Genomic DNA, 24,162 nt, shown 5'->3' with positions numbered 1-24,162 from the left:
TGAACACCTCCATCTTTCAGATTGAAAACACATACAATTATACAGCATAAATATAACACCTCTGGAAGAAAAATTCATTTGTTTTTGTTTTGGTAACTCAAGAGTAACATTTATTTTTATCAATCGATATTGATGAGTGCTAATATATCTTAAGGGGGTGAAAAGAATGATCAAGAGGGTCAAAACGGGCATACCGGGGATGGATGAGATCCTTCATGGGGGAATTCCAGAAAGGAACATAGTCCTCATCTCTGGAGGGCCAGGTACCGGCAAGACGATCTTTTCACAGCAGTTCATATGGAACGGGCTTCAAATGGGGGAACCTGGAATTTACGTGGCTCTCGAGGAGCATCCAGTACAGGTGAAAAAGAACATGGAAGTTTTCGGCTGGAAAGTTGATGATTTCGAAAAGGAAGGAAAGTTCGCCATAGTGGATGCATTCACAGGTGGAATAGGTGAGTACGCAGAGAAAGAAAAGTACGTGGTGAAAGATATAGACGACGTCAGGGAACTCGCCGAGGTGTTGAAAAGGGCAATAAGAGAAACCCAGGCCAAAAGGGTGGTGATTGATTCCGTCACGACACTCTACATAACAAAGCCGGCAATGGCAAGGAGCATCATATTCCAACTCAAGAGGATCCTTTCAGGACTTGGCTGCACCTCACTCTTTGTGAGTCAGGTATCGGTAACGGAGAAGGGATTTGGTGGACCCGGTGTCGAACATGGTGTGGATGGAATCATCAGACTTGATCTGGACGAAATAGATGGTGAGCTCAAAAGAAGCCTGATAGTCTGGAAGATGAGAGGAACGTCCCATTCCATGAGAAGACACCCGTTCGAAATAACCGACAAAGGTATCGTCATACATCCTTCGGAGGGGGGTGAGGAGAAATGAAACTCAACTTCAACCCGATGACGAAAGAGGAGATTCACCAGCTCGAAACGGTTCTGCTTGTTGGTACTCTCTTCAGAAAGGAAGTGCTTGAGGAGATCAGAAACTCCTCTGAAAGGCTCACCTGGGTGGACAGCCTAGCGGTTGCGGCGGGAGCATTTGCAAGAGCAAAAGCCGGTATGACTGCTTCTGAAATCGCAGAGGAACTCGGAAGAACCGAAGCAACGATCAGAGAACACGTGAAAGGAGAAACCAAGGCAGGAAAACTGGTAAACGAAACCTACGAACTTTTAAAAGAAGGAAAGCTGAGTGTGGAAGGATTGATAGGTGAGGGTGTTCTGGCAACCACCACGGGCGATGAGAAACTCCAGGAGATCAAAAAAGAGCTCGAAGAGGTGAAACAAAAACTGGAAAGCGTCATTCAGAAACTCTGAGGCGGGGATTCATTCCCCGCCCTTTGTAAACAACAGAACGACTACTCCTCCGGAGAGAATGGCAATTCCCAGCACCAGGAACATGAGTGAGTACGACTTTTCCGCGAGAACACCTGCCAGGAAAGGACCCAGCGTGGCTCCAAAAAACCTTGCAGAACTCAAAAGACCGAGGGCTCTTCCCCTTTGAAGATAGTGAAATCTTCTGCCAAGAAAGTTACTCGAGCCGTTTATAAACGCACCAAAGCTTGCTCCCAGAAGGGCGTAAGCCAGTATCGGTGCCCAGGCTCTCGGTACCATCATAAGAAAAGGAGTCAGAGAGGACATGAAAATCCCCAGAGCACTTATGAACTTCGGTTCCACCCTTTCAACCAGTTTTCCGAAGAAAAAGTGAGAGGGTATCTGGATGAGCGGGTTGACCGCGGTGATAAAACCGATGGTCGAAGCACTGTAGTGGAACGTGTCGTTCAAATAAACAGCGATCAAAGACATAGAGCCGGAGGTTCCCATCTGTCTCAGAAAACTTCCCAGATACAGCGCCCACGTTCCGTGTTTCATGATTTGTCTTCCAAAGTGTATATCCTCCTTTTTCTTCTGAACACCTTCCTCCTTCACTCTGAGAGCAGGAATCACTGCCATTGCTACGACTATCGAAAAGAAAACAAAAGCGAGTTTCAGATTCATGAACATCAACAGAAAACCAATGGAGAGTCTGCTGAAAAACATTCCAAGTGAATTCGAGGAATTATAAAGTGAAAAACCAAGCGCCATTCTCTTTGTGGTACTGCTGAGCGCCATCGCGGCAGGAGGGTACATTCCGTTGAAAAAGGCTATGATCATGGAGACAATCAGAATGGCAAAGGGAACATCTATGACTGCGTAAAGAGGATAAAAGGCAGATGCTAGAACAAGACTCGATATGATGAACACCTTTCTTTTCCCGGTTCTGTCCGAAATTCTCCCCCAGAAGACGTTTGAAAAGGTGTTCACCGCTCCTCTGAGGCTGGAAAGAAGTCCTATCAAAAAGAGGGTTGCTCCTATCTCCTTCATGCGAAGCTGAATCAGAAGATTGAAACTCATGGTACCCGTAGAACGAAGAACGTTGGTGAGAAATAGCATTCACATGACCTCCAGCAATTTGGTTCGATGTGTGAATTATTTTACCATAACGATGACAAACATCAAACATCAGAAGAACAAAAACCAGAAAACTTGAAGGTCCATAGTCGAATCATCTGCTACCCGTTTGTCTGGAAACAAGTGACTTTACCCAATCAACAAAAGCAGGGTAATTCCTTGTCTGGATATACACTCTTCCTGGTCCTGTGAAGGTGCACACAAGACCTTCTCCACCTAGGAGCGTGGATTTCAATCCTCCAAACGTTCTGACATCCCATTTCAGTGTACCGTCGAAGGCAACAACGTGCCCTGTGTCAACCATGATCTCTTCTCCCGGTTGAAGTGTCACCGATCTGATGCCACCAAAAGAAGAAACGGCCACATCTCCTTCGCCCTGCAGTTTCAAAAGAAAAATTCCCTCTCCTGCGAAGAAAGTTTTGAAGCCACCGAAAGAAACATCCATCTCTACCGAAGGATCACAGGCCAGGTAGGAGGTTGATTGAACGTACAGAGCCCCGTTCATGGGAATCACATCGATGTCTCCGGGAAGTTGTGGAGCAAAACCGATCTCACCCTCTCCACGGGAAACGTACGTGTTCATGAAGAAGTTCTCTCCACCGAGGATAGCTCTTTTGAGTGCCTTCCACACACCCCCCACCGCTGAAGTCTGAACCTCGATCGGTCCTCTCATGTAGACCATTGCACCGGGTTCTGCCACAACGCTTTCACCACCCGACAGGAACACCCTCAGAAGAGCATAACTACCCTTCAGGGCGATTTCGTACCTCATTCTCTTTCCTCCTTTTCCGATAGTACTCGCAGTGTTTCTTTAAAAAGCAGTCCTCACACTTCGGATTCACAGGCCTGCACACGTTTCTTCCAAACTCCACCATAGAGCCGTTGATGGGAGCCCAGAGTTTCTCTGGAAGGAGTCTTTTCAGTGCTTTTTCTGTTTCTTCAGGTGTTTTCGTCTTCACCCAGCCGAGTCTGTTACTGATCCTGTGAACGTGGGTGTCGACCGCAAGGGCGGGTTTCCCGTATCCCACCCAGAGCACTATGTTCGCTGTTTTTCTCCCAACACCGGGTAATTTCAACAACTCCTCCAGGGTGTCAGGAACCTTTCCACCGTACTTTTCCACTATGATCTTCGATATCTTCACGATTCTTTCTGCCTTCTGTTTGTACATTCCTGACTCTTTTATCAAATCGTAGAGATCCTCGGGTTTTGCCTTTGCCAGATCTTCAGGTGTTCTGTACACCTCGAAGAGTTTCGCTGCTGCCCTTTCGGTGTTCTCATCGCGCGTTCTCTGGCTCAGAACAGTTGAGATGAGCACCCTGAAAGGATCCGTCTCCTTGTGATCTCTCGGAAAGCGTTCTATGATCTCTTTTGCAATTTTTTCTATCAAACTCTCACCTCACAGATCTTCGAGTAAAGCCCTGTAGGCTCTGTACGTTTCAAAAAGGTCCGCCTTCGAAGAGATCTCAAACGGAGAGTGCATACCGAGAAGAGCGGGACCCATATCGATCACGTCCGCTCCTCTTTCGGCAAAGAACTTGGCGATCGTTCCTCCACCACCCTGATCAACCTTTCCAAGTGTTGCCACCTGCCAGATAACGTTCCTTTCGTTGAGGACCTGTCTCACACGAGCCACGAATTCCGCGTGGGCGTCGTTCGTTGAGTACTTTCCCCTTGCGCCCGTGTACTTGACAAGGGCAACACCGTATCCCAGTCTCGGTGCGTTGTGAAGATCGTGAACATCCTTGTAAGGTGGGTTCACGGCGGCACAGACGTCGCCGGAGATCACGGCTGATTTTTCCAGTACCTCATCGAGTGCGAATTCTGAATCTCTGGCACCCTGAATCTTCAGAATCTGCCTGAGAACTCTCAGATAGAACCTTGCCTTAGCACCGGTGTTTCCGTCGCTTCCTATCTCTTCCTTATCGAGAAAGACAACACCAATCGATTTCTTTGGATTTGACTCCAGAAACGCCCGAAGTGCCGTGTAGGCACATATCCTGTCATCCTGCCCGTATGCCCCTATGAGACTTCTATCTATTCCCACTTCCCTGGGTGGGAAGGCAGGAACAACCTCTATCTCACCACTCACGAAATCTTCCTCCGAAATGCCGTACATTTCGTTCAGGATTTTGAGAACGTTCATCTTCACCGCTTCTTTCTCCTCTCCACTGAGAGGGATCGTACCGGCGATGAGCATCAGGTTTTCACCTTTGAATTTTTCAGAGATCTTTGCGTCTTCCTTGTCGAGGTGTGGAAGAAGGTCCGGAATTGTGAAAACGGGATCTTCTGGCTTGTCCCCCACATGAATCTCTATTTCCTCTCCATCCCCTCTGAAGAGAACACCGTGTATCTCAAGAGGTATGTTGAACCAGTGATACTTCTTAATACCACCGTAGTAGTGTGTCTTGAAGAGTGCTATCTGTTCATCTTCCACTAGTGGGTTGGGCTTGAAGTCCAGTCTGGGAGAGTCAATGTGTGCAACCACAAGGTTCAAACCCTTTTTCAGGTCGTCCACCACTCTGAAGGCCGCTATCGCTTTCCCCCTGTTCACCGCATAGACTGCCATATCCATGGGATCTCCTGCAAAATCTTCAATGGGAACAAAACCTTCTTTCTCCAGAAATTTTCTGATTTCCCTGACTGCCAGCCTCTCCGTTTTTGCCCTGCCCATGAAATCCATGTATTCTTTCGAGAAAGATTCGATCTCTTCTCTGTTTCTGTGCTGCCAGACGTTTTTTCTTTCCATCTTCATTCAAATCACCTCCGTGCTGTAGGGTTGTACGCGCACTCCCTCAAACACCATTTCACCATTCGACAGGTTGTGTATCACTTTCAGAGAACGCCCTTCATCGACCAGTCTGTACACGAGCAGTTTTTCTTCTTTGCACAGAAATTCGATGTTTGCCCTGTCCAGCCAGTGATTTTCCTTTCTGAATCCTGCCCACCTCATCGTGTGTGAGAGGATCGAATCACGATTTTTCTTTTGATACTCAGCAGAAACACCAGAGAATGGACTGTTGTAGGCCGGCCATTTCCAGAACGTCTGCCCCTCAACACACATGTTTTCACTCCAGGGGAACGGATCCAGAACCACTTCCGTGTTCGGTTTTCGATAGATTCCTTTCATTCCCAGTTCGTCTCCGTAGAATATGAGAGGAACCCCGGGAAGCGTGAACAGAATGGAAAGTGAGAGTTTCACCTTCTCTTCACTCAACCCTCCTTCGAAACTTGCAAGTCTTGACATGTCGTGGTTCGATGTGAAGTTCACCGGCAGATAATCCTTCCCAACCAGGGCCCTTTCGATCGACTCTATCAACACTCTGAAGTTTTCCTTCCATACCGCTTCCTTGATGCAGTGTGAGGTGTCGAAGTTCAGCATGTAGCCGAATATCCTTCCGTGTTCGTCCACAACTCTTGCTTCTGCCCAGATCTCTGCAAGGAAGATTCCCTCGATGTCGGAGAGAAAATACCTCCAGAAACGAACGTTCTGTTCCAGAGAGTCTCTCATGTGCTTTGCCGCATCGAATCTGAATCCATCAACTCCCATTTCAAGAAGGTGATAAACCACCTTCTTCATCTCTTCAAAAACCTGCGGGTTATCGTAGTTCAGATCGGGTGAGAGGGGACCGAAAAGTCCTCTGTAGAACCTTCCGTCCTCCAGAGGATGCCAGATCCTTTCGTTGTCCCACTCTCTTCTTTCGTCCAGATCCGTTTTTTCACTCGCCCATACGTAATAATCCCTGTAGTGTGGATCTCCTTTCAGGGCTTTCTGAAACCACGTGTGGAGGAAACCAGTATGATGGATGGGAAGATCGAGAACGACTTTTATACCGTTGTCGTGGAACGCCTCGATCATCTCTCTAAAGTCTTTCTCGTCTCCGTACTCGGCTTTGAAAGAATAAAAATCCACCACGTCATACCCGTGGAAGGAAATGGAGGAAAAGACGGGCATGAGCCAGACAAAATCAACACCCAGTTCTTTCAGGTAGGAAATCGCACCTTTCAATCCTTTGAAATCCCCCACACCATCGAAGTTTCCATCCCTGAATGATCTCACGTAGATCTGGTAGCCTATCATCCCTCTATCCTCCTTGGCTCAACAAAGATGGTTTTATAGTTCGTGTATATGACCATACCTGGTTTGAAACCCTTTGGCTTTCTCACGTACTTTATGAGAGTGTAATCAACCGGTACCTTCCCGGAGTTTTTCCCTTTCGAATAGCCTGCTGCAAGACTTGCAGCGTACTCTATCACCTCCCAGGGCACCTTCTTTCCCCCTGTCTTCACCACCACGTGGGCACCCGGCATCTCATGGGCATGAAACCACAGATCCTCCTTCGAGGAAGTTCTCACGAGTTCGTCGTTTTGTTTGTTGTTTCTTCCCACAAGAATCCTGAAACCCATGTAACTTGTCTCTCTGAAACGAGAAGTCTTTTCTTTTCTCTTTTTCTCGCTTTTTTCTTTCAAAAGCCCGTGTTCTTTCATTTCCTCTTCTATTTCCTCGAGCGTTTCCAGGTCCTCTGCGTCATCGACCGTCTGCCAGAGTTGATACAGGTATTCCTTCTCCTGGGAGATCTCCTTGAGTCTTTTTTCCACCTGCTCTTTCTTTCTCTGAAGTTTCTTGTAAGTGTTGTAAAGTTTCTGGGCCGTTTGAGCGGGATCTTTTCCCACATCCACAACGATCTTTTCGTTCGTTTCCCAGTCTGTGAGTTCCACTTCGCCAGATTTTCCCTTTATGTTCCAGAGGTTTTGAACGATGAGATCTCCGATCCTTCTGTAATCCTGTGCTTTTTCTACTTCGGCAATCTCTCTCATAAGTTTCTCTTCCAGATCCTCAAGATCCTCTATCCTCTTCATGATCACCCGAGTAAGACGGTTTTTGGTGTTCTCGAACGTGGATTTTTCCTCTTTCCAGCCCACAAATTCGTTGATCCCTTCGGAGGGCCTCTCAAAGTAGCGCTCTTTGAGGTTCAGCATGGTGAGTCTGAACGCAGATATCTCTACGGGATGACCCTTTTCGTAATAGACGAACACACCCGGGATCTCCAGTTCTCGTTTCACCTCTTCGAGAACCTCAAAAATTCTTTCACGTTCCACATCCTTCCATGGAACGTCCGGTTCGTATCCGGCGCGATGGATCACTTCTTCCACAGACACCGGTGAAAAGCCCTCCAGAATGGAGAGAAGAACGTTTCGAACGCTTTTTTCACTTTCACCGGGAAGTTCCTTGAGATCGAAAATGGAAGTCTTTCCGGAAGGAAAGATTGAAAAGTCCTTTCCTGGAAGGATCTCCCTTCTTCTCGTCACAATCCTTCTGTGTGCATCGACGATCTTTCCATCTTTTACGAGAACCATGTTCGAATGCATACCCATTATCTCGACAAAGAGTTCCTTCTGAACGGTCCCCTCTATCTCGTCCAGTTTTTCGAACACGAATCGAATCGACCTGTCCATTCCGATCTGTTCCACTTTCAGAAGTTTTGCACCCCTCAACTCTTTTCTCAAAAGCATCGTGAAAGAAGAAGGCATCTTCTCGGATGCCTTTTCCTTCTCAGCCAGCGAGATGTGAGAAACGTCCGGCTTCAAACACACCCTCACGGTGGAACTTCGAAACAGAAAATAGTAGTCAACCGATGTGGGTTGATAAATCTGCCTGAGATGCTCTCCCTCTATCTCTTTCAACTCTTGAACCACCTTGTAAAGCAAAACACCGTCCAGTGGCACTTCAATCAACCTCTATTCTGTATTTTTCTATGATTTCAGACACTTTCTTTATGTCCTCCGCGTGCTCTTCGTTTCCACCAGGCGTTTCCAGTATCCAGGGAACCCTCTGTACTTCTTTGAACGAGAAAAAGACAGCAAATCCCGCCTCACCTATGAAGCCGCTTCCTATCCTTTCGTGTCTGTCCTTTGCCGCACCGAGTGGATACTTCGAGTCGTTGAGGTGTATCATTTTGAGCCTTTCCAGCCCGAAAAGATTTTCGATCTCACTCAGAAGGGATTCCACACCTTCTTTTTTTGTTATGTCGTATCCTGAGTCGAATCCATGACAGGTGTCGTACGTGATCGCAACACGATCTTTCTGATCAACAAGATCGATGATTCTCTTCAGATGTTCCAGTCTGTAGCCGATGTTTCCTCCTTTTTGAGAAACGTTCTCGAGGAGAATGATCACATCTTCCGTGTTGTTCAGTACTTCGTTCAGTCCACGGGCGATCCTGTTTATTCCCTCTTCCTCACCCGTTCCAAGGTGGCTTCCTGGATGGATGTTCAAATATTTTATGCCCAGTTTTCTGCAGATTTCTACTTCTGTCTTCAGAAGATCTACGGATTTTTGCCAGATGTCTTCTTTTGGACTGGCAAGATTCACAAGGTACCCACAGTGACAGAAGGCGTTCTCCCAGTCGATTCTGTGCTTTTTCATCTCTCTTTTGAATTTCGTGGCCATTTCGTCTGTGGGAAGTTTGGCCTGCCAGGACCTTGCGTTGTGAGGGAATATCTGGAAGGAATTTCCTCCGATATCGATCGTATCCTTCGGTACCCTATCAAATCCCTTCGAAATTGGCATGTGAGCGCCTATCTTTATCATCCTTTTTCCCCCTTTTTGATCATCGCCGTGGTATTATTCTCTCGGAGGTGAAAACATGTGGATCATCGCACTCGTAATTCTTGGCTTCACCATATATTCATTCTACACCTGGGCTTTTCTCATTCGTCACAGAAGGATCATAGGTTACATAGAAAGAGACATAGTAGAACTCGAAGAAAGAGAAAAACTGTTCAGAAAAGAAGTAGAATCCGGTAACAGTTTCGTTGAAGAAAAGCACAACGAAATCCTGAAACTTCTAAAGAAAGCAAAAGAAGAATACAACTCAGAAGTTGAAAAGTTCAACAAAAAACTCTCTTCTCCAGTGTTCTTCCTTGCCGCAAAACTCTTTGGAGAAAAACCTATAGAGAAAATGGATTAACCCCTGCTTTTTCGCTCCTTCCAGATTCTCTCTGCTTCTTCCAGGGAGATCTTTTCGTCCCAGAACAGCCAGGGCTTTCTGTGAGAGATCTTCTCCACAACCCTCTGAATGGCCCGCTCTAGATCAACACCATAATCTCTCTGGGCCACAGCTCCCACAAGAAAGGCATCGTAGATGAGATCGCCTATCTCTTCTTCGAGATTGGTCAGGTCTTTTTTCTTCACCGCATCCCTTATCTCTTCCACTTCAGAGGCAAGTGCATCGAGAAGAGAATCGATGCTTTGTCTTTCCAGCCAGGGGCACTTTTCCAGACTTTTCTCGATGATCTCAAGGAGTTTCTCTACCATCCCATCAACTCCTTCAGCCCCTCAACGAGTTTTCTATCATCATCATAACTTCTTCCCTTCACAGTCAGGTAACCCCCCACTATCATCCCGTTTGCTCCCGCAAAAAAGGCGAGTGCCTGAAAATCTCCGAGTTTTTCTCTTCCTGCTGCGATTTTTATTGTCACGTTTTCTCCGAGAACGATCCTGAACGCTGCTATCGTTTTTATTCTCTCTACAACATCAAGCTCCGGGAAGTTCTCAAAAGGAGTTCCCTTTATCGGTATGAGAAAGTTGATGGGAACAGAATCTACTTCCAGATCCTTTAAAATTCTCGCTAATTCCAGACGATCTTCAAAACTTTCTCCAACGCCGAATATCCCTCCACTGCAAACCTCAAGACCGATGCTTTTCGCGTTCTCCACGGTTTTCACTCTGTCATAAAAGGTGTGGGTGGTGCAGATGTTTTGGAAAAACCCCGGTGAGGTTTCCAGATTGTGGTGGTATCTGTCAAGACCGTGGTCTTTCAGATAACTGAGTTCATCTTTCTCAAGGGTTCCAAGAGAAGCACAGATTCTCAAACTGGTGGTTACTTTCAAAAATTCTATAATACTTGCTATTTTCAGCAGTTCATCCCTGGTGGGTCTTTTTCCAGAGGTGACAATACCGAATCTTACAGCCCCCATTTTTTCAGCTTCTTTTGCTTTCTCAAGGATACTTTCTTCATCTAGAAGAGGATATCTCTTCACTCCAGTATTGTAGAGAGAGCTCTGAGCGCAGAATTTACAGTCCTGATCACAGATACCGGATTTTGCATTCACGATGCTGCAAATATCCAGTCTGGAATTGCGAACCATCGTGCTGGCTTTAAGAATCAGTTCTCTTGTTTCCATACTCAAAATTTCTTTCAAAATCTTCAACCTCCTGTATTGGACAAGTTCTATACTATATTATAGGTTCTTTTCACGATTCACAACCACAAAACAAACTACAAAAGGAGGTGATCACATGAAAATCGGCTTTCTCAGCAGATGGGGTGCCACATGCGGTGTTGGCATGCACGCAGAGATACTCGCCAGAGAGTTTGTCAACATGGGGCACGAAGTGGTGGTTTTCGCCCCGACCGAAGATAGTGCCAAAAAGGAGGTCAAATACTACAAGAGAACCGAAGCCACGGACCCAGATTTCGTCAAGAGGGAAATTTACACAGAAGTGGACAACGTGACCGAAGAAGGCTGGGTGAAAGAAGAAGAGATTTTAAAGGAAAACCTGGACCTGCTCATAGTAGAGACCTTCTGGAGGATTCCGGTGAAGCCTCTCACAAAACTCATAGAAAAACTGAAGATTCCTGTCATTTCCGTCTTTCATGAAGCGAACATATTCAAAGCAAGGGAAGTTGTGAAACTGCCCTGCGATAAAATCGTTGTGTTCGACAGAAGGTTCTACGATGAGATCCTCGAGTTTTACGGCATACCAAGAGAAAAGGTGGAAGTGATCAGTTATCCTGTGATGAAACCCTACGAAGTAGAACCGGAAAGACCTGTTGGTGAGGACAGATTCCTCTTCTTCTCTTTCGGAAGACAGCCCGTTGAAGAGTACTGTGATTTCTTGAACGTTCTGAAAAAACTGAAAAAGAGATTCGACAACGTTCACTACTGGATCATCAGATCTGATGGAAAGGTCGAGTACGAAGCGGAATGGATCACACAGTGGCAGAAAAGGCCGACCGTTGAAAAGCTCTACAGTTATCTGAAAGGATCGAACGTACACCTGCTTCCAAAGGGAAACACACCGAACGTTGTGGTCTCTTCCACCCTCTATCAGGTCATAGCAAGTGAGACTCCCATCGTCATCAGAGACAGCAGATTCGTTGAAACCATTGAAACCGATGCTTACGGATTTGGTCCCATAGTGAAGTACAGAAACATACACGATCTGGCACACAAACTGGAACTTCTGATGCTGGACAGCGAACTGGTGGAAGACATAAAGAAAGAGGCAAGGATCTTTGTGGAAAAGTACAGCGGTGAAAAAGTTGCTCGGGAATTTCTTGAACTTGCAAAATCCATCAACAAGTGAGGGGGGTACCCCCTCACTTTTTCACCAGAACCCTCAGTACTCTGGGAACGACAGAAAATGATATCTTCCTCGTCCAGAAAGATTCTCCATCCAGTTCCACAGGTTCTTTCTTTTGAAACTCCACCGTCACTTTTTTTGCCTGGTATCCTTCTACCCCTGGATGCTCCAGAAGTGTGCCGTTGAACACCCTGTACAAATTCGCAAGAATTCTGATCTTTCCTATATCGTTTATCACAGTAACGGCCAGAAGTCCATCGTCCGGAACGGCGTGTGGGAGTTGATTCATGCCTCCACCGTTGTACTTGCAAATTCCAACGTTCATGGAAAAGATCTTCTTTTCCCACACTCTTTCGTCTACCTGGATTCTGGCAACGGGCGGTTTGTACTTGATGATGGAAGAGAATATCCTTGAAAAGTATGAAACACGGTTTTTCTTCCTTAGCAGATTTGTTCTGTGGGTTACAAAACCGTCGAAGAAGAGTCCGGCAACGTTGACGAACACTCGCTTCTTCATTTCCCCATCAGACGCTTCGTACTCGGCAACACCAAGATCTTGAACGAAGACTCTTCCATCCTTCAGGGTCCTTACTGCCTTTTCGACCACTAGAGGAACACCGATCGTTCTTGCCCAGTCTTTTCCACTGCCGAACGGGATCCAGCCGAACGTGACCTCTTCGAGATTGAATCCACCAAGAAAGATTCCGTTCACCACTTCGTTCATCGTTCCATCGCCACCGAACGCCACGATCTTTCTGTGGCCGCTTTCAAAGGCTTTCCTTGAAAGTTCCATTGCGTGTCCCGGTTTTTCCGTGAAGGCAACTTCGCAATCTATTTCATACCTTTCCAGGAGGTCTTTTACCTTCATCCAGAGTTTTCTGGCTTTTCCTCCGCCTGCCGCCGGGTTGTATATCAAAAACACACCTATCCCCTTCCAAGGAGTGCCAGTATTATCGACGTTGCAAAAGAAGCAAGGCTTGCAGTGAGAAACTGCCATCCTTTTCTGTCATAGAACTTTTTCTTTCGGGGCTGTTTTTTCTTGATGGCTCTTGTTCCAAGGTCAAAAAAGACGATCGAAACAAAAAGGGTTCCAAAGCCTGTAAAGAAAAAAAGATCTGAGATGAATCTCAACCTTCCACCTCCGCAGAGGATATTCTACCAAAAAAGGGCAGGATGACCCTGCCCTCTCTGAACGTTTCTGTTTATTTTCTTTCTCAATAAGGTCTCAGGGATTCCTTGTAGATCGCACTTACCAGATCTTCGTCCACTTTCATCGGTGCCAAATTCAAAAGAAGATCCAGTGCGGGGGTTTCAAAGGTTAGTTTTACAAGTTTGGGGATGTCTTTTTCAGAAAATCCAACATCCGAGAGTTTCTCTTTAACACCCAGGTTGAAGATCCACTGCTCAAGTTTTGCTGCGGCTTCTTCGGCTTCATCTGTTGTTCCCCTTAAACCAGGTATTATCGGTTGATAGACGTAGGAAAGTATCTGAGGTTTGGCTTTGTAGGTGTATTTAAAAACAGCAGGAAGCAACATAGCAAGTCCCAAACCGTGTGGAAGATCAGGTTTTACTGCACTCAACGGATGCTCAAGAGCGTGCGTGAGATGCAGCATACCGTTATCAAAAGAGATACCCGCGATCGCAGAAGCGTACATTAGAAAATAGCGTGCCTCGAGATCATCGGGTTTTTCAAGGACTTTTGGCAGGTATTCGGCTATCAACTCCACCGTGTTCCTGGCAAGATTTATAGAGAAAGGATTTCCCAGGACGGTCGTGGCAGCCTCTGTTATGTGATTCAACGCATCCAGAGAGGTGTAAACGCTCTGCTTTTCTGGAAGGCTCCTGGTCAGTTCTGGATCGTCAATGGAGAATGTAGGATAAATACAGTCGTAGGCTATAGGTGGTTTGTACTCCTTTTCCAGAATGGACGCCACGGCAAATCTGTCAACCTCTGTTCCTGTACCGTGCGTTGTGTTTATGGCAATTATGGGTTTTGCTTTTTCGGGTGCAAACTTCTGTTCATAAAGCTCTTCGGCAGTTTTTTCAGGGTACTCAAGCAAAATTGCCACGCTCTTTGCTGTATCGATTGGACTTCCTCCACCTATTCCTATCACGGCCTGTGCGTTGATTTCGAGTGCTTTTTTTGTAGCTTCGTTTATCTGTTTAGTTGTAGGATTCGGTGTAACATCATCGTAAACGACGTATCTCATACCTCTTTTTTCCAGAGCGGGTTTCACCCTATCCCACGCACCTGTGACTTTGTACGCAACTTTGTCACTGACAACCACCACAGACTCTATCCCTTTTCTTTTCAGAATATCCAGTATATCTTCAATCTTGTCTAGAGCACCGATTCCAAAGTAACAAATCGTTTTTGTTCTCAGTTCGATCACATTTCTGATATCGATCTCTTTGGTCCACATAATTTCTCACCTCCCGATTTTTATAGTATCACCGTTTCCATTTATTGTGAATTTCATAACAATTACATATGTGAAACTTTTCTCATACAACGATTCTCACCTCATACCCCTTTGCGATGAGGACCCTTTCTATCTCTTCAACGTGTTTTTCATCGACTGTTTCGAGTTCGAGTTCTATCTTTGCAAATCCAATGGGAACGTCCTTTGCAGACCGGTTGTGAAAGACGGAAAGCACGTTCGCCCCGAGTTCCGCCACAACTCCAAGAAGTTCCTTGAGAGCACCGGGTCTGTCCATCACAAACGTTTCGATGAACACTTTTCTACCGCTTTTTACGAGTCCTTTGTTTATAATCCTGTCTATCATGTTCACATCAATGTTTCCTCCACTCACAACAACCACCGCTTTCTTTCCATTCACATCCAGTCTGTTCAAAAGTGCAGCAACCCCCACCGCTCCCGCCCCCTCAGCTACCACCTTTGCCTGTTCAAGAAGAAACAGAATGGCATCTGCTATCTCCTCTTCGTTCACCATGACCATATCGTCGACGTACTTTTTTATGATCTCGAAGGTTATCTCTCCGGGTTTTTTCACCGCAATTCCATCGGCCAGAGTGGGTTTTCCCTCTATCTTTTCTATCCTTCCCCTCTTCAACGATGCGATCATGGAGGGCATGTTTTCCGTCTGGACACCTACTATTCGAACGTTTGGATTTATGGACTTGACAGCGATGGAAATACCGGAGATCAGACCTCCTCCACCCACCGGAACAACAATCATATCCACATCGGGCAAGTCCTCCATTATCTCAAGGCCTATGGTCCCCTGCCCCGCTATCACATGAGGATCGTTGAACGGATGAACAAAGACTGCACCCGTTCTTTCCTGAATCCTCAGCGCCGCCTCGTACGCCTCATCGAACACATCACCTTCCAGGATCACCTGTGCACCGAGTTTCTTCGTTCTTGTGACCTTTGAAAGCGGTGCGTATCTGGGCATAACAATCGTTGCGGGAATACCGAAAATCTTGGCAGCGAGTGCCACCCCCTGAGCGTGATTTCCAGCTGATGCTGCTACCACACCCTTCTTTCTCTCCTCTTCACTCAGATGTGCTATTTTGTTGTAAGCTCCTCTTATTTTGAAAGCTCCTGTCTTTTGAAGATTTTCCATCTTCAGGTATATCTCGCCGCCGGTGATCTCACTCAGAACGGAGCTGTAGGTGAGGGCTGTTCTGTGCACAACACCCTTCAAAATCTCCTGTGCTTCCCTGATATCCCTCAGGGTGACCACAGAAACACCTCCTTTCAACCCCATTGAATTGTACACCGCAGAAAAGAATTCACGATTTTTTCACAGAGGGTGGTATAGAATTTCATCGGCAAACATTTTAAAAAGGAGGTATCCTCATGAAAAATCTCTTTGTGGCCCTGGTGCTGGTTGTTTCCGTGGCTGGTTTTTCTGCTTCCCTGAACGATGTTCTTCAAACTGCACTTGCAAGTAGCACAGACTATCAAATCGCCCAGATCGATCTGGAAACAGCAACAATGGATTATGAAAAAGCCAAACTTGAAGCAACAAATAGGAAATCAGAACTTTCCGCAGAACTCAGCTACTACAACAACCTGCAGAACTACAGAAGCTCGTTGAAATCAGTTTACCAGGATGTCCTTGGAAGAATCTTCGATCTTCTGATCGCCGAGGTTTCCTATGAGAGTGCACAGATAAACTTCGAAAACGCCCAGGAAGATCACAGAACGAACCAGGAACTCTTCAAAAAGAACCTCATCTCGGAAAACGACCTGAAAGACTCAGAACTCACCCTTGAGGAAGCAAGTAACAGCCTTCTTTCTGCAAAGTACGATCTCGACGAGGCAAAGAAAAACTACGAAGAGCTCTTCAGCGTGGAAGCAAGCAAGATAGAACTTCCACTGGTAGACTTCCACGGTCTTGTGAGCGAAGAGGAATATCTGGACAATGTTCTTTCTGTTAAGATCGCAGAGATAAACATGAAGATCGCAGAGTACGACCTCAACAACCTCTCCGCCGCCGCTTCCAGGTACGAAAGAAAAACGGCAGAACTGGCTTACCAGAAGGCAAAGATGAACTACGAAAAGGTATTGAAAGAAGCAAAGAACACTTACAGAAGCACCATCAACTCTCTTGAAGTTACACTTTCAAATCTCAAGGTTCTGAAGGAAAGAGTGGAACTCAACGAATCCATTTTGAAAGACTATCAGGACAGGTACGAAAAGGGCCTTATCTCGAAGAAAGAACTGAACACTCAAAAGATCAATCTTCTCGATGCAAGAAAAAATTACCTGAATTCGCTTCAAAACTACTACAACACGATCATAACTCTCCTCATAGATGCTGGAAAAGACGTCTCTTTCTAAAGAAGGTGATAGATAATGAAAAGGCTCCTTCTGTTGTTTCTTGTTTTTCCCGTTCTTCTTGCAGGAAACGTGTTCGATCTGTTTGAAGAAAACATGAACAGATCATCAGACTACTGGTCCGCTGTTGAATCTTTCAAAGAGAAAGATCTCTCTTACAGGCAATACACGGGTTTCTGGAATCCGGAGGTTTCTGTTTCGCTTGGAACAAATGGAATCATCATAACAGAGGATGGTGTTCAGAATTTCTCCGTGAGTCCCATTGTAAACTTTGTGAACGTATATGGATTTAAACTCGGCCTTTCCTTTCCAATCTCGGTGAACACGAAGGATTGGTCGGCCAATTTTGAAGGAACGCAGTTGAGTGTTTCAAGAGGCCTCAAAGAAGACTACATGGTGAACAGGTTGCAGGCTGAAGCAGGTTACCTCTCTGCACTGTACTCTCTGAAATCTGTGAAAAACAGCATCTTCATCCAGACGGTTCAGGATGTGTTTGACTGGTACTACTACACAAGAAAGATAGAGATCCTCTCACAGAGGCTTCAGGTACTGAGAGAAAAACTCAGCAAGACAGTCGATGAAGATGAAAAAGAATCCCTGGAAAAGCAGATCCTCTCAGTCGAGCAAACTCTGAGAAACACAAAACTGAATCTGGAGGCCATTCACGAAGGTATAAACGAAGAGATCTACAGAGAGACAAAAGAACTTTTGTCAAACATCACACTCCCTGCCACTACATTAGAACACAGAGAGGATCTGAAGGCACTTGAGATACAGAAAAAGGCAGAAGAAATCGAAAAAAAGACGTGGTTTTTACCGTATCTTCCAGATCTGAGTTTTTCCTTCAACTACGATTTTGAAGAAAGCACCTGGTCGATAGGAATCGGCCTACAACTTACCCTCTGGGATTTTGGAGAAAGAAAACTGGAGGCAGAAAAAAGGAAATTTCAGATTGTTTCGCTGGAGTACGAAGAGAAAATTAAGGAAATAAACGATTCGATAAACAAGTCACTGACAAGCATTGACAACCTCCGATCTCAGATGAAACAGGAAGATATCGAGTTGAACGATCTCAGAGAGGTTTACGAAACGAACAGGCAACTGTTTGAGAAAGGCTTTTTGAGTGAAGAAGATTTCATCCTTTCAGAACTCGATTACACGGAAGGAAAACTCACCATGGAAAACCTGGAAAATTCGCTGATTCTGGAAAAACTGAAATACATAAGCACCCTGGGATACGATCTTGAGAAATTTCTCAAGGAAGGTGATCTGAATTGAAAAAGTGGATAACGCTCCTGATCATAGCGATACTGGTGGTTCTTCTAATAGTTGTGATCTTCCTGAACAGAGCCAGTGCCCAGAGTGTCTCCGAAAGAACAGCCACTTCCACACAACTTCCTGTCTATCTCACCTACACCGTGACGAAGGAAAATGAAACCGTTGAGATCGTAGGACAGGTCACAGCCGATACCAGAAGCGTTGCTTCCAAGGTCTCTGGGGATGTTCTGGAACTCTACGTTCAGGAAGGAGATCACGTTCAGGCTGGCCAGAGGATAGCAAAGATAGACGACACAGACTATCAGATCGAGTACCTTTCTGCCCTGAACAACTACAAAACCTCTCCCACCGAGATCAACAGGTTGAATCTGGAGAAAGCAAAAAAGAACCTTGAAAACACCATCGTGACTTCTCCTGTGAACGGTGTGGTCCAGTCCGTCAATGTGTCCGAAGGTGATAGGGTCTCTGTTGGAACAGCCATTGTCGAAATTGTGGAAACCGACACTTTGAGAGTGGAAGGTTCTATAGATGAATACGATTTGAAGAACGTCAAAGAAGGAATGAAAGCCGTTTTCACCTTTGAACAACTTGGACTCACTCTGACCGGAAAGGTGAAGAGAATCAGTCCCGTTGCGGAAACCTCAGGTGGTGTCACTGTGATACCCGTTGAGTTTTCTTTCGATCAAACACCACCTGAAATTGTGATCCCGGGACTCACCTGCAACGTGGAGATCATCGTAAGAGAAGCCACCAGCTCTTTCTTTGTTCCCAAAGAAGCAGTAAGGCAGGATCAGAACGGATACTACGTGATGAAACAAACACCCGAGGGACCACAGAAGGTGTACGTGGAGATCGGAGAGGAAGTGAACGAAAAAATAGAGATCAAAAAAGGTGTATCTGAGGGAGATGTTCTCCTCCTTGTTCCATCTCAGGAGGAGATTCAAAGGTTGAGGACAAGACAAGGACTTCCGGTGTTTGGCCCCGGAGGAGGCCGAGCAAGATGAAGAAGGTGATGGAACTCGTCGACGTATGGAAGGTCTACGACCTTGGAGAAGTGAAGGTTGAAGCCCTTCGGGGAGTTTCTTTCGAGGTCTTTCAGGGAGAGTACGTGATCATAATAGGGCCTTCTGGAAGTGGAAAGTCCACACTCCTTCACATACTGGGCTGTCTCGATCGACCGACGAAGGGAAAGGTTCTCATCGAGGGTGAAGACGTATCAAAAATGAGTGACAGAAAACTCGCCCAGGTTCGAAACAGAAAAATTGGATTTGTCTTTCAAAGTTACAACCTTCTTCCTCGTCTCAACGCCCTGGAGAATGTGGAACTTCCCATGATATACGCGGGAGTTCCGGCAAGAGAAAGGAGAAAACGGGCAAAAGAACTTCTGGAACTTGTCGGACTTGGTGATCGACTCCATCACCGTCCAAACCAGCTCTCAGGTGGTCAGCAGCAAAGAGTGGCGATAGCAAGAGCTCTGGCAAACGATCCCGTTTTCATTCTTGCAGACGAGCCAACAGGAAATCTCGACACAAAAACAGGAGAGGAAATCCTGGAACTCTTCAGAAAACTTCACGAGATGGGCAAGACCCTGGTTGTTGTCACTCACAATCTTGAGATGGTAGACGAAGGAACGTGTATCGTGAGAATAAGGGACGGAAGAATAGAAGATGTAGAGCGCCGAGGTGTTGTGTATGGAGATACTTAAAGAGGTTCTGAGATCGCTGCTTGCCAACAAAATGAGAACGTTTCTTTCCATGCTCGGTATCGTGATCGGTGTGACCGCCGTCATCATGGTCATGTCCCTCGGTGCCGGGATGAGAGAAAGTGTGACCGAAAGACTCACATCACTGGGTTCGAACATCATCATGGTCACACCAGGTTTTATTGGAGGAAGAGGAGGAACAATAGCCCAGTCCGTGGAATCTCTCAGTGAAGAGGATGTTTCAGATATTCTGAGCATGTGTCCAAGTGTTGACAGGGCGATCGGTCTTGTGAATGGAAATTTCCTCGTCCAGTACAGAGAAACAAATTCAAGGGCAAACGTCTATGCGGCACCTTATGAGATATTTCAGATACTGAATCTCAAGGTGTCCTCGGGCAGAACGTTTACAGAGGAAGACAGTGCTGCCAACGTGGCCATCATCGGTCAGGAAATAGCCTACAACCTCTTTGAAAATGAAAACCCGGTGGGGAAAAAGATCTACCTTGTTCAGGGAAACAGAAAACTCGTCTTTGAGATCATCGGTGTCTTCAAGAGAACCGGTAGTATCCTCATGTTCAACCCGGACAACATGATTCTCATTCCTTATGAAACTGGAAAGTTCAGGGTTTTCCAGACCCATGGAAACATCTCGATGATCCTTGCAACGAGTAAATCACCGCAGGTTGCTCAAAGGGCCGTTATGGAAATAGACCATCTGCTTTACACCAAATTTCATGAGGAAGAAAGTTACTACAACATCATCAGTCAGCAAGCCATCCTCAACGTTGTGTCCGAAAGTGTTTCCATCATCAACCTCGTTCTTGTTGCAATCGCTGCCGTATCACTGGTTGTTGGTGGAATAGGCATCATGAACATCATGCTGGTATCCGTTGTTGAAAGAACAAGGGAAATAGGCATAAAGATGGCAATAGGTGCCTCAAGGATCAGAATTCTCATGGAATTTCTTGTGGAAAGCGTTGTTATCACCTTCGTTGCCGGTGCTATAGGAGTTGCCCTGGGAATACTTGGATCAAACACGATCGTCAACACCTTTGGAAGTTCCTACGGATTGAAAGCCTTCGTTGATCCCTTTTCTGTGATCATCGCTTTTGGTGTCTCCGCGAGCGTTGGGTTGTTCTTCGGGTTCTATCCTGCATACAGGGCCTCCAGACTGAGCCCAATAGAGGCTTTGAGGTACGAATGAACCTCCCCCTGCACTCAACATGGGTGCAGGGGCTTTTAAACAAACCGAACCTTCCTGATGAATTTTCCCCACAAGAGCATTCCCATCTGATTGTGAGGATTTTCTTACCGTTTCCATACCTCAAGTATTGAAACATTGCGTACAAGGCCGGGTTGGTGGGAAATATTCATGTTTTCATACCTCAAAGGAAGTATTGAAACGAGGTGAAAAGAAGGCTGTCCTCTACCCCCTCCAGTGTTTCCATACCTCTAAGGAAGTATTGAAACGGAAAAAGGAGGGAGAAAATGAAAGTACAAACAACAATGTTTCCATACCTCTAAGGAAGGATTGAAACCGTTGGATTTCAAAGAAATTATACCACAAGGCATTTCAAAAAGCAAGAGTATATGAGAACATACAGAGAGTGTTTCATCACAGGTGATTCTAACACACAGAAAGATCCAGTCAAGTACTGTTTGGAAAAATGGAATAATTGCATAGTCAATGAAAAACCTCAAGAAAGACAAAATCAAAAGATAAATTATCCTAACCTAGGTTGAGCCATTTTGAGGTGTTTTATGGGAAAATCTACTAGTTCCTGTTTTCACAAGTTTGTTTAAAAAGGTACTCCTTAAAAGGTTAGAGGCTAAGTGTGCGGTTTCTTTATTCATGATAGATACATGATCACAGATGAAGACATATTCACAGATCTTTTTTCACTTTCTCACTCACTATTCCATTTTTCCTGCATACATCACCTCTCTCAAACCCGCATGAATTTTTTCGTTACCGACAGTTGCATACTCTACATCGCACATCAGAAGCCAGTTACAATCACTACCCACCTTGTGAATAAATGGAACTTACCATACTTTAGTGAATAAAACTGTGTTGTTGTATTATCACAGTATTTCTTCTAACATGAACGAACAAAAACACCCCTTGAATTTTTTCTCCGGTGTGTTATGATTAAATGTGTATTAATTCAAGTTACGAATAAATAAGGAGGAATCGATATGGACGCCAGGTTGAGAGAGAGAAACATAGAAGAATACTGGCCGGTGATAGGTGAAGAGGTGGACGAGATCAAAAAACTTGCTGAACCACTGAAAGGAATGAAAGTACTCCATGTGAACGCAACTGCCTATGGAGGCGGAGTGGCGGAGATTCTGCACAATCTTGTTCCTCTGATGAGATCTGTTGGTCTTGATGCAAGATGGAGGGTTCTGGAAGCACCGGATGAATTTTTCAATGTCACCAAGAAATTCCATAACACCCTTCAGGGAGCGGACATAGAAATCACAGAAAAAGAGTGGGATCTCTACGAAAGGGTATGTCAGGAAAACACTAAGTTGATTCAGGACGAAGAAATACTAGTGATACACGACCCGCAGCCAGCGGCGGTGAGGAAATACCTGGATTTGAACGATAGAAAATGGCTCTGGAGATGTCATATTGACCTTTCGGCACCGAACATGACCGTCTGGAAAAGATTTTCCCGATACCTGGAAGGGTACGACAAACTGATTTTTCACCTGGAAGAGTATTTCCCGGAGGGATGGGAAGAAAAAAGCGTTGCATTTCCACCGAGCATAGATCCACTGAGTGAGAAAAACAGCGATCTCGATGAGGATTTCATAAAAACAATCCTTGAAAGGCTTGAAATAGATCCAAAAAGACCCCTCATAACAGTTGTGGCAAGGTTTGATCCGTGGAAGGATCTCTTCAGCGCTATAGACGTGTACAGAATTGTGAAAGAAGAAATTCCCGATGTTCAACTTGCCATTGTGTCTGCTATGGCAACCGATGATCCGGAAGGATGGTTTTTCTACGAAAAAGTGCTCCGCTACGCAGGGGTTGACGAAGATATAAAGTTCTGTACCAACCTGAAAGGAGTTGGAAACAAAGAGGTCAATGCCATTCAAAGGGCCACAACCGTGGCGCTTCATACAGCGATAAGAGAAGGGTTCGGCCTTGTGATAAGTGAAGCACTTTACAAGAAAGTTCCGGTTGTGGCAAGACCTGTTGGAGGGGTTAAGATACAGGTGAAGCACGGAGAAAACGGTTACCTTGCATGGGAAAAGGAAAAACTGGCAGAATATGTGATAAGGCTTATAAAAGATGAGAATTTGCGGAAGAATATGGGAGAAAACGGAAAAAGAACCGTCATTGAGAACTTCATCATCACCGTACATCTCAAGAATTACCTGAAGACTTTCCTGAACCTTCTGGGGTGAAAATGTGCCGTCTCCTTTGCTTCGAAGAGAGAACAAGTTGAAGGTTCTAAAACACATACTGGAAAATGGAAAGGTTACCCGGGGTGATCTTTCAAATGAGCTGGAACTTGCCCAAAGCACGCTGAGTTACATCATCGATGAATTGAATGAAGAAAACTTTCTCTTAATCGAGGAAGTCAAATCAAAAAAAGGAAGACCTTATCAGGTTTTGAGTGTGAATCCTGAAAGATTCAGTGTGATCGGAGTGAAGGTTGGTCGAGAGGAAGTGCACGGTGTGCTTTTCAACGCATCGCTGAATCCCATCAGAGAACACAGGGTGAGTATTCTCGCACCGATGAGAAGCAACGAGGGTTACACGAGGGCACTCAGGGAAACGGTTGAGAATCTTTTTTCGGAGAACTTGCTTGGAATAGGTATCTGCTCTTCTGGACTGGTGAGAGATCAGCAGGTAGTTGTATCTCATGTGATGAACGTGAGAAACTGGAACCTGAGGGATGTTCTGAAAGATTTTGAAAGAGTGATTGTCATGAACGATGCCGATGCTCTGTGTCGTGAGGTTTCTCAAAGGATAGGATCAGACTTTCTCCTCATAAGTTACGGAATAGGAATAGGTGCCAGTCTTTTCAGAAACGGAAGGATCGAGCACCTGGAAATGGGGCACATGATAGTGTCATCCGAAGGAAAATGTTACTGTGGGCAGACAGGATGTCTGGAATATCATTCGTCTGAGTATGCAGTTTTGAAATCTTATCTTGGATCGGAAATCGATTTTGAGGATTTCATCTCAAACGAAGAGGAAAAATACAGACCCTTCATCGAAGAAGTGAGAAAAAAGGCAAGAGAGAACTTCGAAGCGGTGAGAAAACACTACGAAAAAGCCTTCAGAAATCTTTCTGTTGCCGTGGGTGATGTTCTGATGAGTACTGGTGTCTCTCGAGTCTTTCTTGCAGGAGAGGGAGCTGTGAGCGAAGACATAGCGAAACTGCTGGAGAAGATGGTTAAAGAACGGTTCAACAAAGAATTCGTAGACGACGTGGAATTTCATCTGGCGAGTGCGAACTGGATGCTCGGCGCGGCTCGGGCGGTTGTTGAAAAATACCTTTCCGATATTCTAAAATGAAAA

24 protein-coding genes are annotated in these 24,162 nt (G+C 45.5%); 11 read left to right on the top strand and 13 right to left on the bottom strand.

Annotated elements, in window-relative coordinates:
* The first annotated feature begins 166 nt into the window (after nt 1–166).
* Together TRQ7_RS02955 and TRQ7_RS02950 are read left to right on the top strand one after the other, a co-directional pair.
* On the top strand, nt 167–895 hold the full coding sequence (locus TRQ7_RS02955; RefSeq protein WP_041843973.1) for a KaiC domain-containing protein: 729 nt from the start codon (nt 167–169) through the stop codon (nt 893–895).
* Nucleotides 892–1,326, top strand: a complete 435-nt coding sequence (locus TRQ7_RS02950; protein ID WP_015918805.1) for a transcriptional regulator — start codon at nt 892–894, stop codon at nt 1,324–1,326. The genes TRQ7_RS02955 and TRQ7_RS02950 overlap by 4 nt, the downstream gene beginning before the upstream one ends.
* A gap of 9 nt (nt 1,327–1,335) precedes the next feature.
* Here the strand turns inward: TRQ7_RS02950 and TRQ7_RS02945 are convergent, their stop codons facing one another.
* The 7 genes from TRQ7_RS02945 to TRQ7_RS02915 all read right to left on the bottom strand — a co-directional run bounded on the left by TRQ7_RS02945 (nt 1,336) and on the right by TRQ7_RS02915 (nt 9,050).
* A complete protein-coding gene (locus TRQ7_RS02945; RefSeq protein ID WP_041843972.1) occupies nt 1,336–2,442 on the bottom strand; it encodes an MFS transporter in 1,107 nt (368 codons plus the stop codon).
* Between the two features lie 112 nt (nt 2,443–2,554).
* A complete protein-coding gene (locus TRQ7_RS02940) occupies nt 2,555–3,232 on the bottom strand; it encodes a TIGR00266 family protein (RefSeq protein WP_041843971.1) in 678 nt (225 codons plus the stop codon).
* Entirely contained in the window at nt 3,204–3,848 is a 645-nt protein-coding gene (gene nth / locus TRQ7_RS02935) for an endonuclease III (protein WP_041843970.1), read from the bottom strand. The genes TRQ7_RS02940 and nth overlap by 29 nt, the downstream gene beginning before the upstream one ends.
* Before the next feature lie 9 nt (nt 3,849–3,857).
* A complete protein-coding gene (locus TRQ7_RS02930; RefSeq protein WP_041843969.1) occupies nt 3,858–5,213 on the bottom strand; it encodes an aminopeptidase in 1,356 nt (451 codons plus the stop codon).
* Nucleotides 5,214–6,539, bottom strand: a complete 1,326-nt coding sequence (mgt, locus tag TRQ7_RS02925) for a 4-alpha-glucanotransferase (protein WP_041843968.1) — start codon at nt 6,537–6,539, stop codon at nt 5,214–5,216.
* A complete protein-coding gene (locus tag TRQ7_RS02920) occupies nt 6,536–8,185 on the bottom strand; it encodes an NFACT family protein (RefSeq protein ID WP_041843967.1) in 1,650 nt (549 codons plus the stop codon). The genes mgt and TRQ7_RS02920 overlap by 4 nt, the downstream gene beginning before the upstream one ends.
* A 1-nt stretch (nt 8,186) precedes the next feature.
* Nucleotides 8,187–9,050 carry a deoxyribonuclease IV gene (locus tag TRQ7_RS02915; RefSeq protein WP_015918797.1) on the bottom strand — a complete coding sequence of 288 codons (864 nt, stop codon included), beginning with the start codon at nt 9,048–9,050 and terminating at the stop codon, nt 8,187–8,189.
* A gap of 55 nt (nt 9,051–9,105) precedes the next feature.
* Between TRQ7_RS02915 and TRQ7_RS02910 the strand changes: the two genes are divergently transcribed.
* On the top strand, nt 9,106–9,429 hold the full coding sequence (locus TRQ7_RS02910; RefSeq protein ID WP_041843966.1) for a hypothetical protein: 324 nt from the start codon (nt 9,106–9,108) through the stop codon (nt 9,427–9,429).
* Here the strand turns inward: TRQ7_RS02910 and TRQ7_RS02905 are convergent.
* Entirely contained in the window at nt 9,426–9,776 is a 351-nt protein-coding gene (locus tag TRQ7_RS02905; protein ID WP_015918795.1) for a MazG nucleotide pyrophosphohydrolase domain-containing protein, read from the bottom strand. The two genes, TRQ7_RS02910 and TRQ7_RS02905, sit on opposite strands and share 4 nt — an antisense overlap.
* Complete coding sequence (gene bioB / locus TRQ7_RS02900) at nt 9,770–10,663, bottom strand: biotin synthase BioB (protein WP_231555957.1); 894 nt, start codon at nt 10,661–10,663, stop codon at nt 9,770–9,772. Before bioB ends, TRQ7_RS02905 begins: the two co-directional genes overlap by 7 nt.
* 97 nt (nt 10,664–10,760) lie before the next feature.
* Here bioB and mds point away from each other — a divergent pair, with 97 nt between their 5' ends.
* Complete coding sequence (mds, locus tag TRQ7_RS02895) at nt 10,761–11,831, top strand: GDP-mannose:di-myo-inositol-1,3'-phosphate beta-1,2-mannosyltransferase (protein WP_041843965.1); 1,071 nt, start codon at nt 10,761–10,763, stop codon at nt 11,829–11,831.
* Nucleotides 11,832–11,844: 13 nt separating this feature from the next.
* On the opposite strand, the gene TRQ7_RS02890 is transcribed toward mds, so the two are convergent.
* The 4 genes from TRQ7_RS02890 to ilvA all read right to left on the bottom strand — a co-directional run bounded on the left by TRQ7_RS02890 (nt 11,845) and on the right by ilvA (nt 15,539).
* Complete coding sequence (locus TRQ7_RS02890; protein ID WP_041843964.1) at nt 11,845–12,750, bottom strand: diacylglycerol kinase family protein; 906 nt, start codon at nt 12,748–12,750, stop codon at nt 11,845–11,847.
* Between the two features lie 2 nt (nt 12,751–12,752).
* Nucleotides 12,753–12,959, bottom strand: coding sequence for a hypothetical protein (locus TRQ7_RS02885; RefSeq protein ID WP_041843963.1), 207 nt, complete (start codon nt 12,957–12,959; stop codon nt 12,753–12,755).
* An 83-nt stretch (nt 12,960–13,042) separates the two neighbouring features.
* The gene (locus TRQ7_RS02880; protein ID WP_041843962.1) at nt 13,043–14,251 is read right to left on the bottom strand and encodes an iron-containing alcohol dehydrogenase; all 1,209 of its coding nucleotides are present in this window, start codon (nt 14,249–14,251) and stop codon (nt 13,043–13,045) included.
* A gap of 82 nt (nt 14,252–14,333) precedes the next feature.
* Complete coding sequence (gene ilvA, locus TRQ7_RS02875) at nt 14,334–15,539, bottom strand: threonine ammonia-lyase (protein WP_041843961.1); 1,206 nt, start codon at nt 15,537–15,539, stop codon at nt 14,334–14,336.
* 116 nt (nt 15,540–15,655) lie between these two features.
* Here ilvA and TRQ7_RS02870 point away from each other — a divergent pair, with 116 nt between their 5' ends.
* The 7 genes from TRQ7_RS02870 (at nt 15,656) to TRQ7_RS02840 (ending at nt 24,159) form a co-directional block, all read left to right on the top strand.
* Complete coding sequence (locus tag TRQ7_RS02870) at nt 15,656–16,642, top strand: TolC family protein (protein WP_041843960.1); 987 nt, start codon at nt 15,656–15,658, stop codon at nt 16,640–16,642.
* A gap of 15 nt (nt 16,643–16,657) precedes the next feature.
* Nucleotides 16,658–17,917 carry a TolC family protein gene (locus TRQ7_RS02865; RefSeq protein WP_041843959.1) on the top strand — a complete coding sequence of 420 codons (1,260 nt, stop codon included), beginning with the start codon at nt 16,658–16,660 and terminating at the stop codon, nt 17,915–17,917.
* Nucleotides 17,914–18,921 carry an efflux RND transporter periplasmic adaptor subunit gene (locus TRQ7_RS02860; RefSeq protein WP_041843958.1) on the top strand — a complete coding sequence of 336 codons (1,008 nt, stop codon included), beginning with the start codon at nt 17,914–17,916 and terminating at the stop codon, nt 18,919–18,921. Before TRQ7_RS02865 ends, TRQ7_RS02860 begins: the two co-directional genes overlap by 4 nt.
* Nucleotides 18,918–19,622, top strand: coding sequence for an ABC transporter ATP-binding protein (locus tag TRQ7_RS02855; RefSeq protein WP_015918785.1), 705 nt, complete (start codon nt 18,918–18,920; stop codon nt 19,620–19,622). Before TRQ7_RS02860 ends, TRQ7_RS02855 begins: the two co-directional genes overlap by 4 nt.
* On the top strand, nt 19,609–20,823 hold the full coding sequence (locus TRQ7_RS02850; RefSeq protein ID WP_041843957.1) for an ABC transporter permease: 1,215 nt from the start codon (nt 19,609–19,611) through the stop codon (nt 20,821–20,823). Before TRQ7_RS02855 ends, TRQ7_RS02850 begins: the two co-directional genes overlap by 14 nt.
* A gap of 995 nt (nt 20,824–21,818) precedes the next feature.
* Nucleotides 21,819–23,039: a glycosyltransferase gene (locus tag TRQ7_RS02845; RefSeq protein ID WP_041843956.1), complete on the top strand. Its 1,221-nt coding sequence runs from the start codon at nt 21,819–21,821 to the stop codon at nt 23,037–23,039.
* A gap of 4 nt (nt 23,040–23,043) precedes the next feature.
* On the top strand, nt 23,044–24,159 hold the full coding sequence (locus tag TRQ7_RS02840; RefSeq protein WP_041843955.1) for an ROK family transcriptional regulator: 1,116 nt from the start codon (nt 23,044–23,046) through the stop codon (nt 24,157–24,159).
* Nucleotides 24,160–24,162 lie beyond the last annotated feature (3 nt).

Origin of the sequence: Thermotoga sp. RQ7, assembly GCF_000832145.1 — a bacterium.
In the GTDB taxonomy this organism is placed as follows: domain Bacteria; phylum Thermotogota; class Thermotogae; order Thermotogales; family Thermotogaceae; genus Thermotoga; species Thermotoga neapolitana.
The sequence above is the reverse complement of the archived record's forward strand: the minus strand, read 5'-3'. Positions and strand labels throughout refer to the sequence as shown.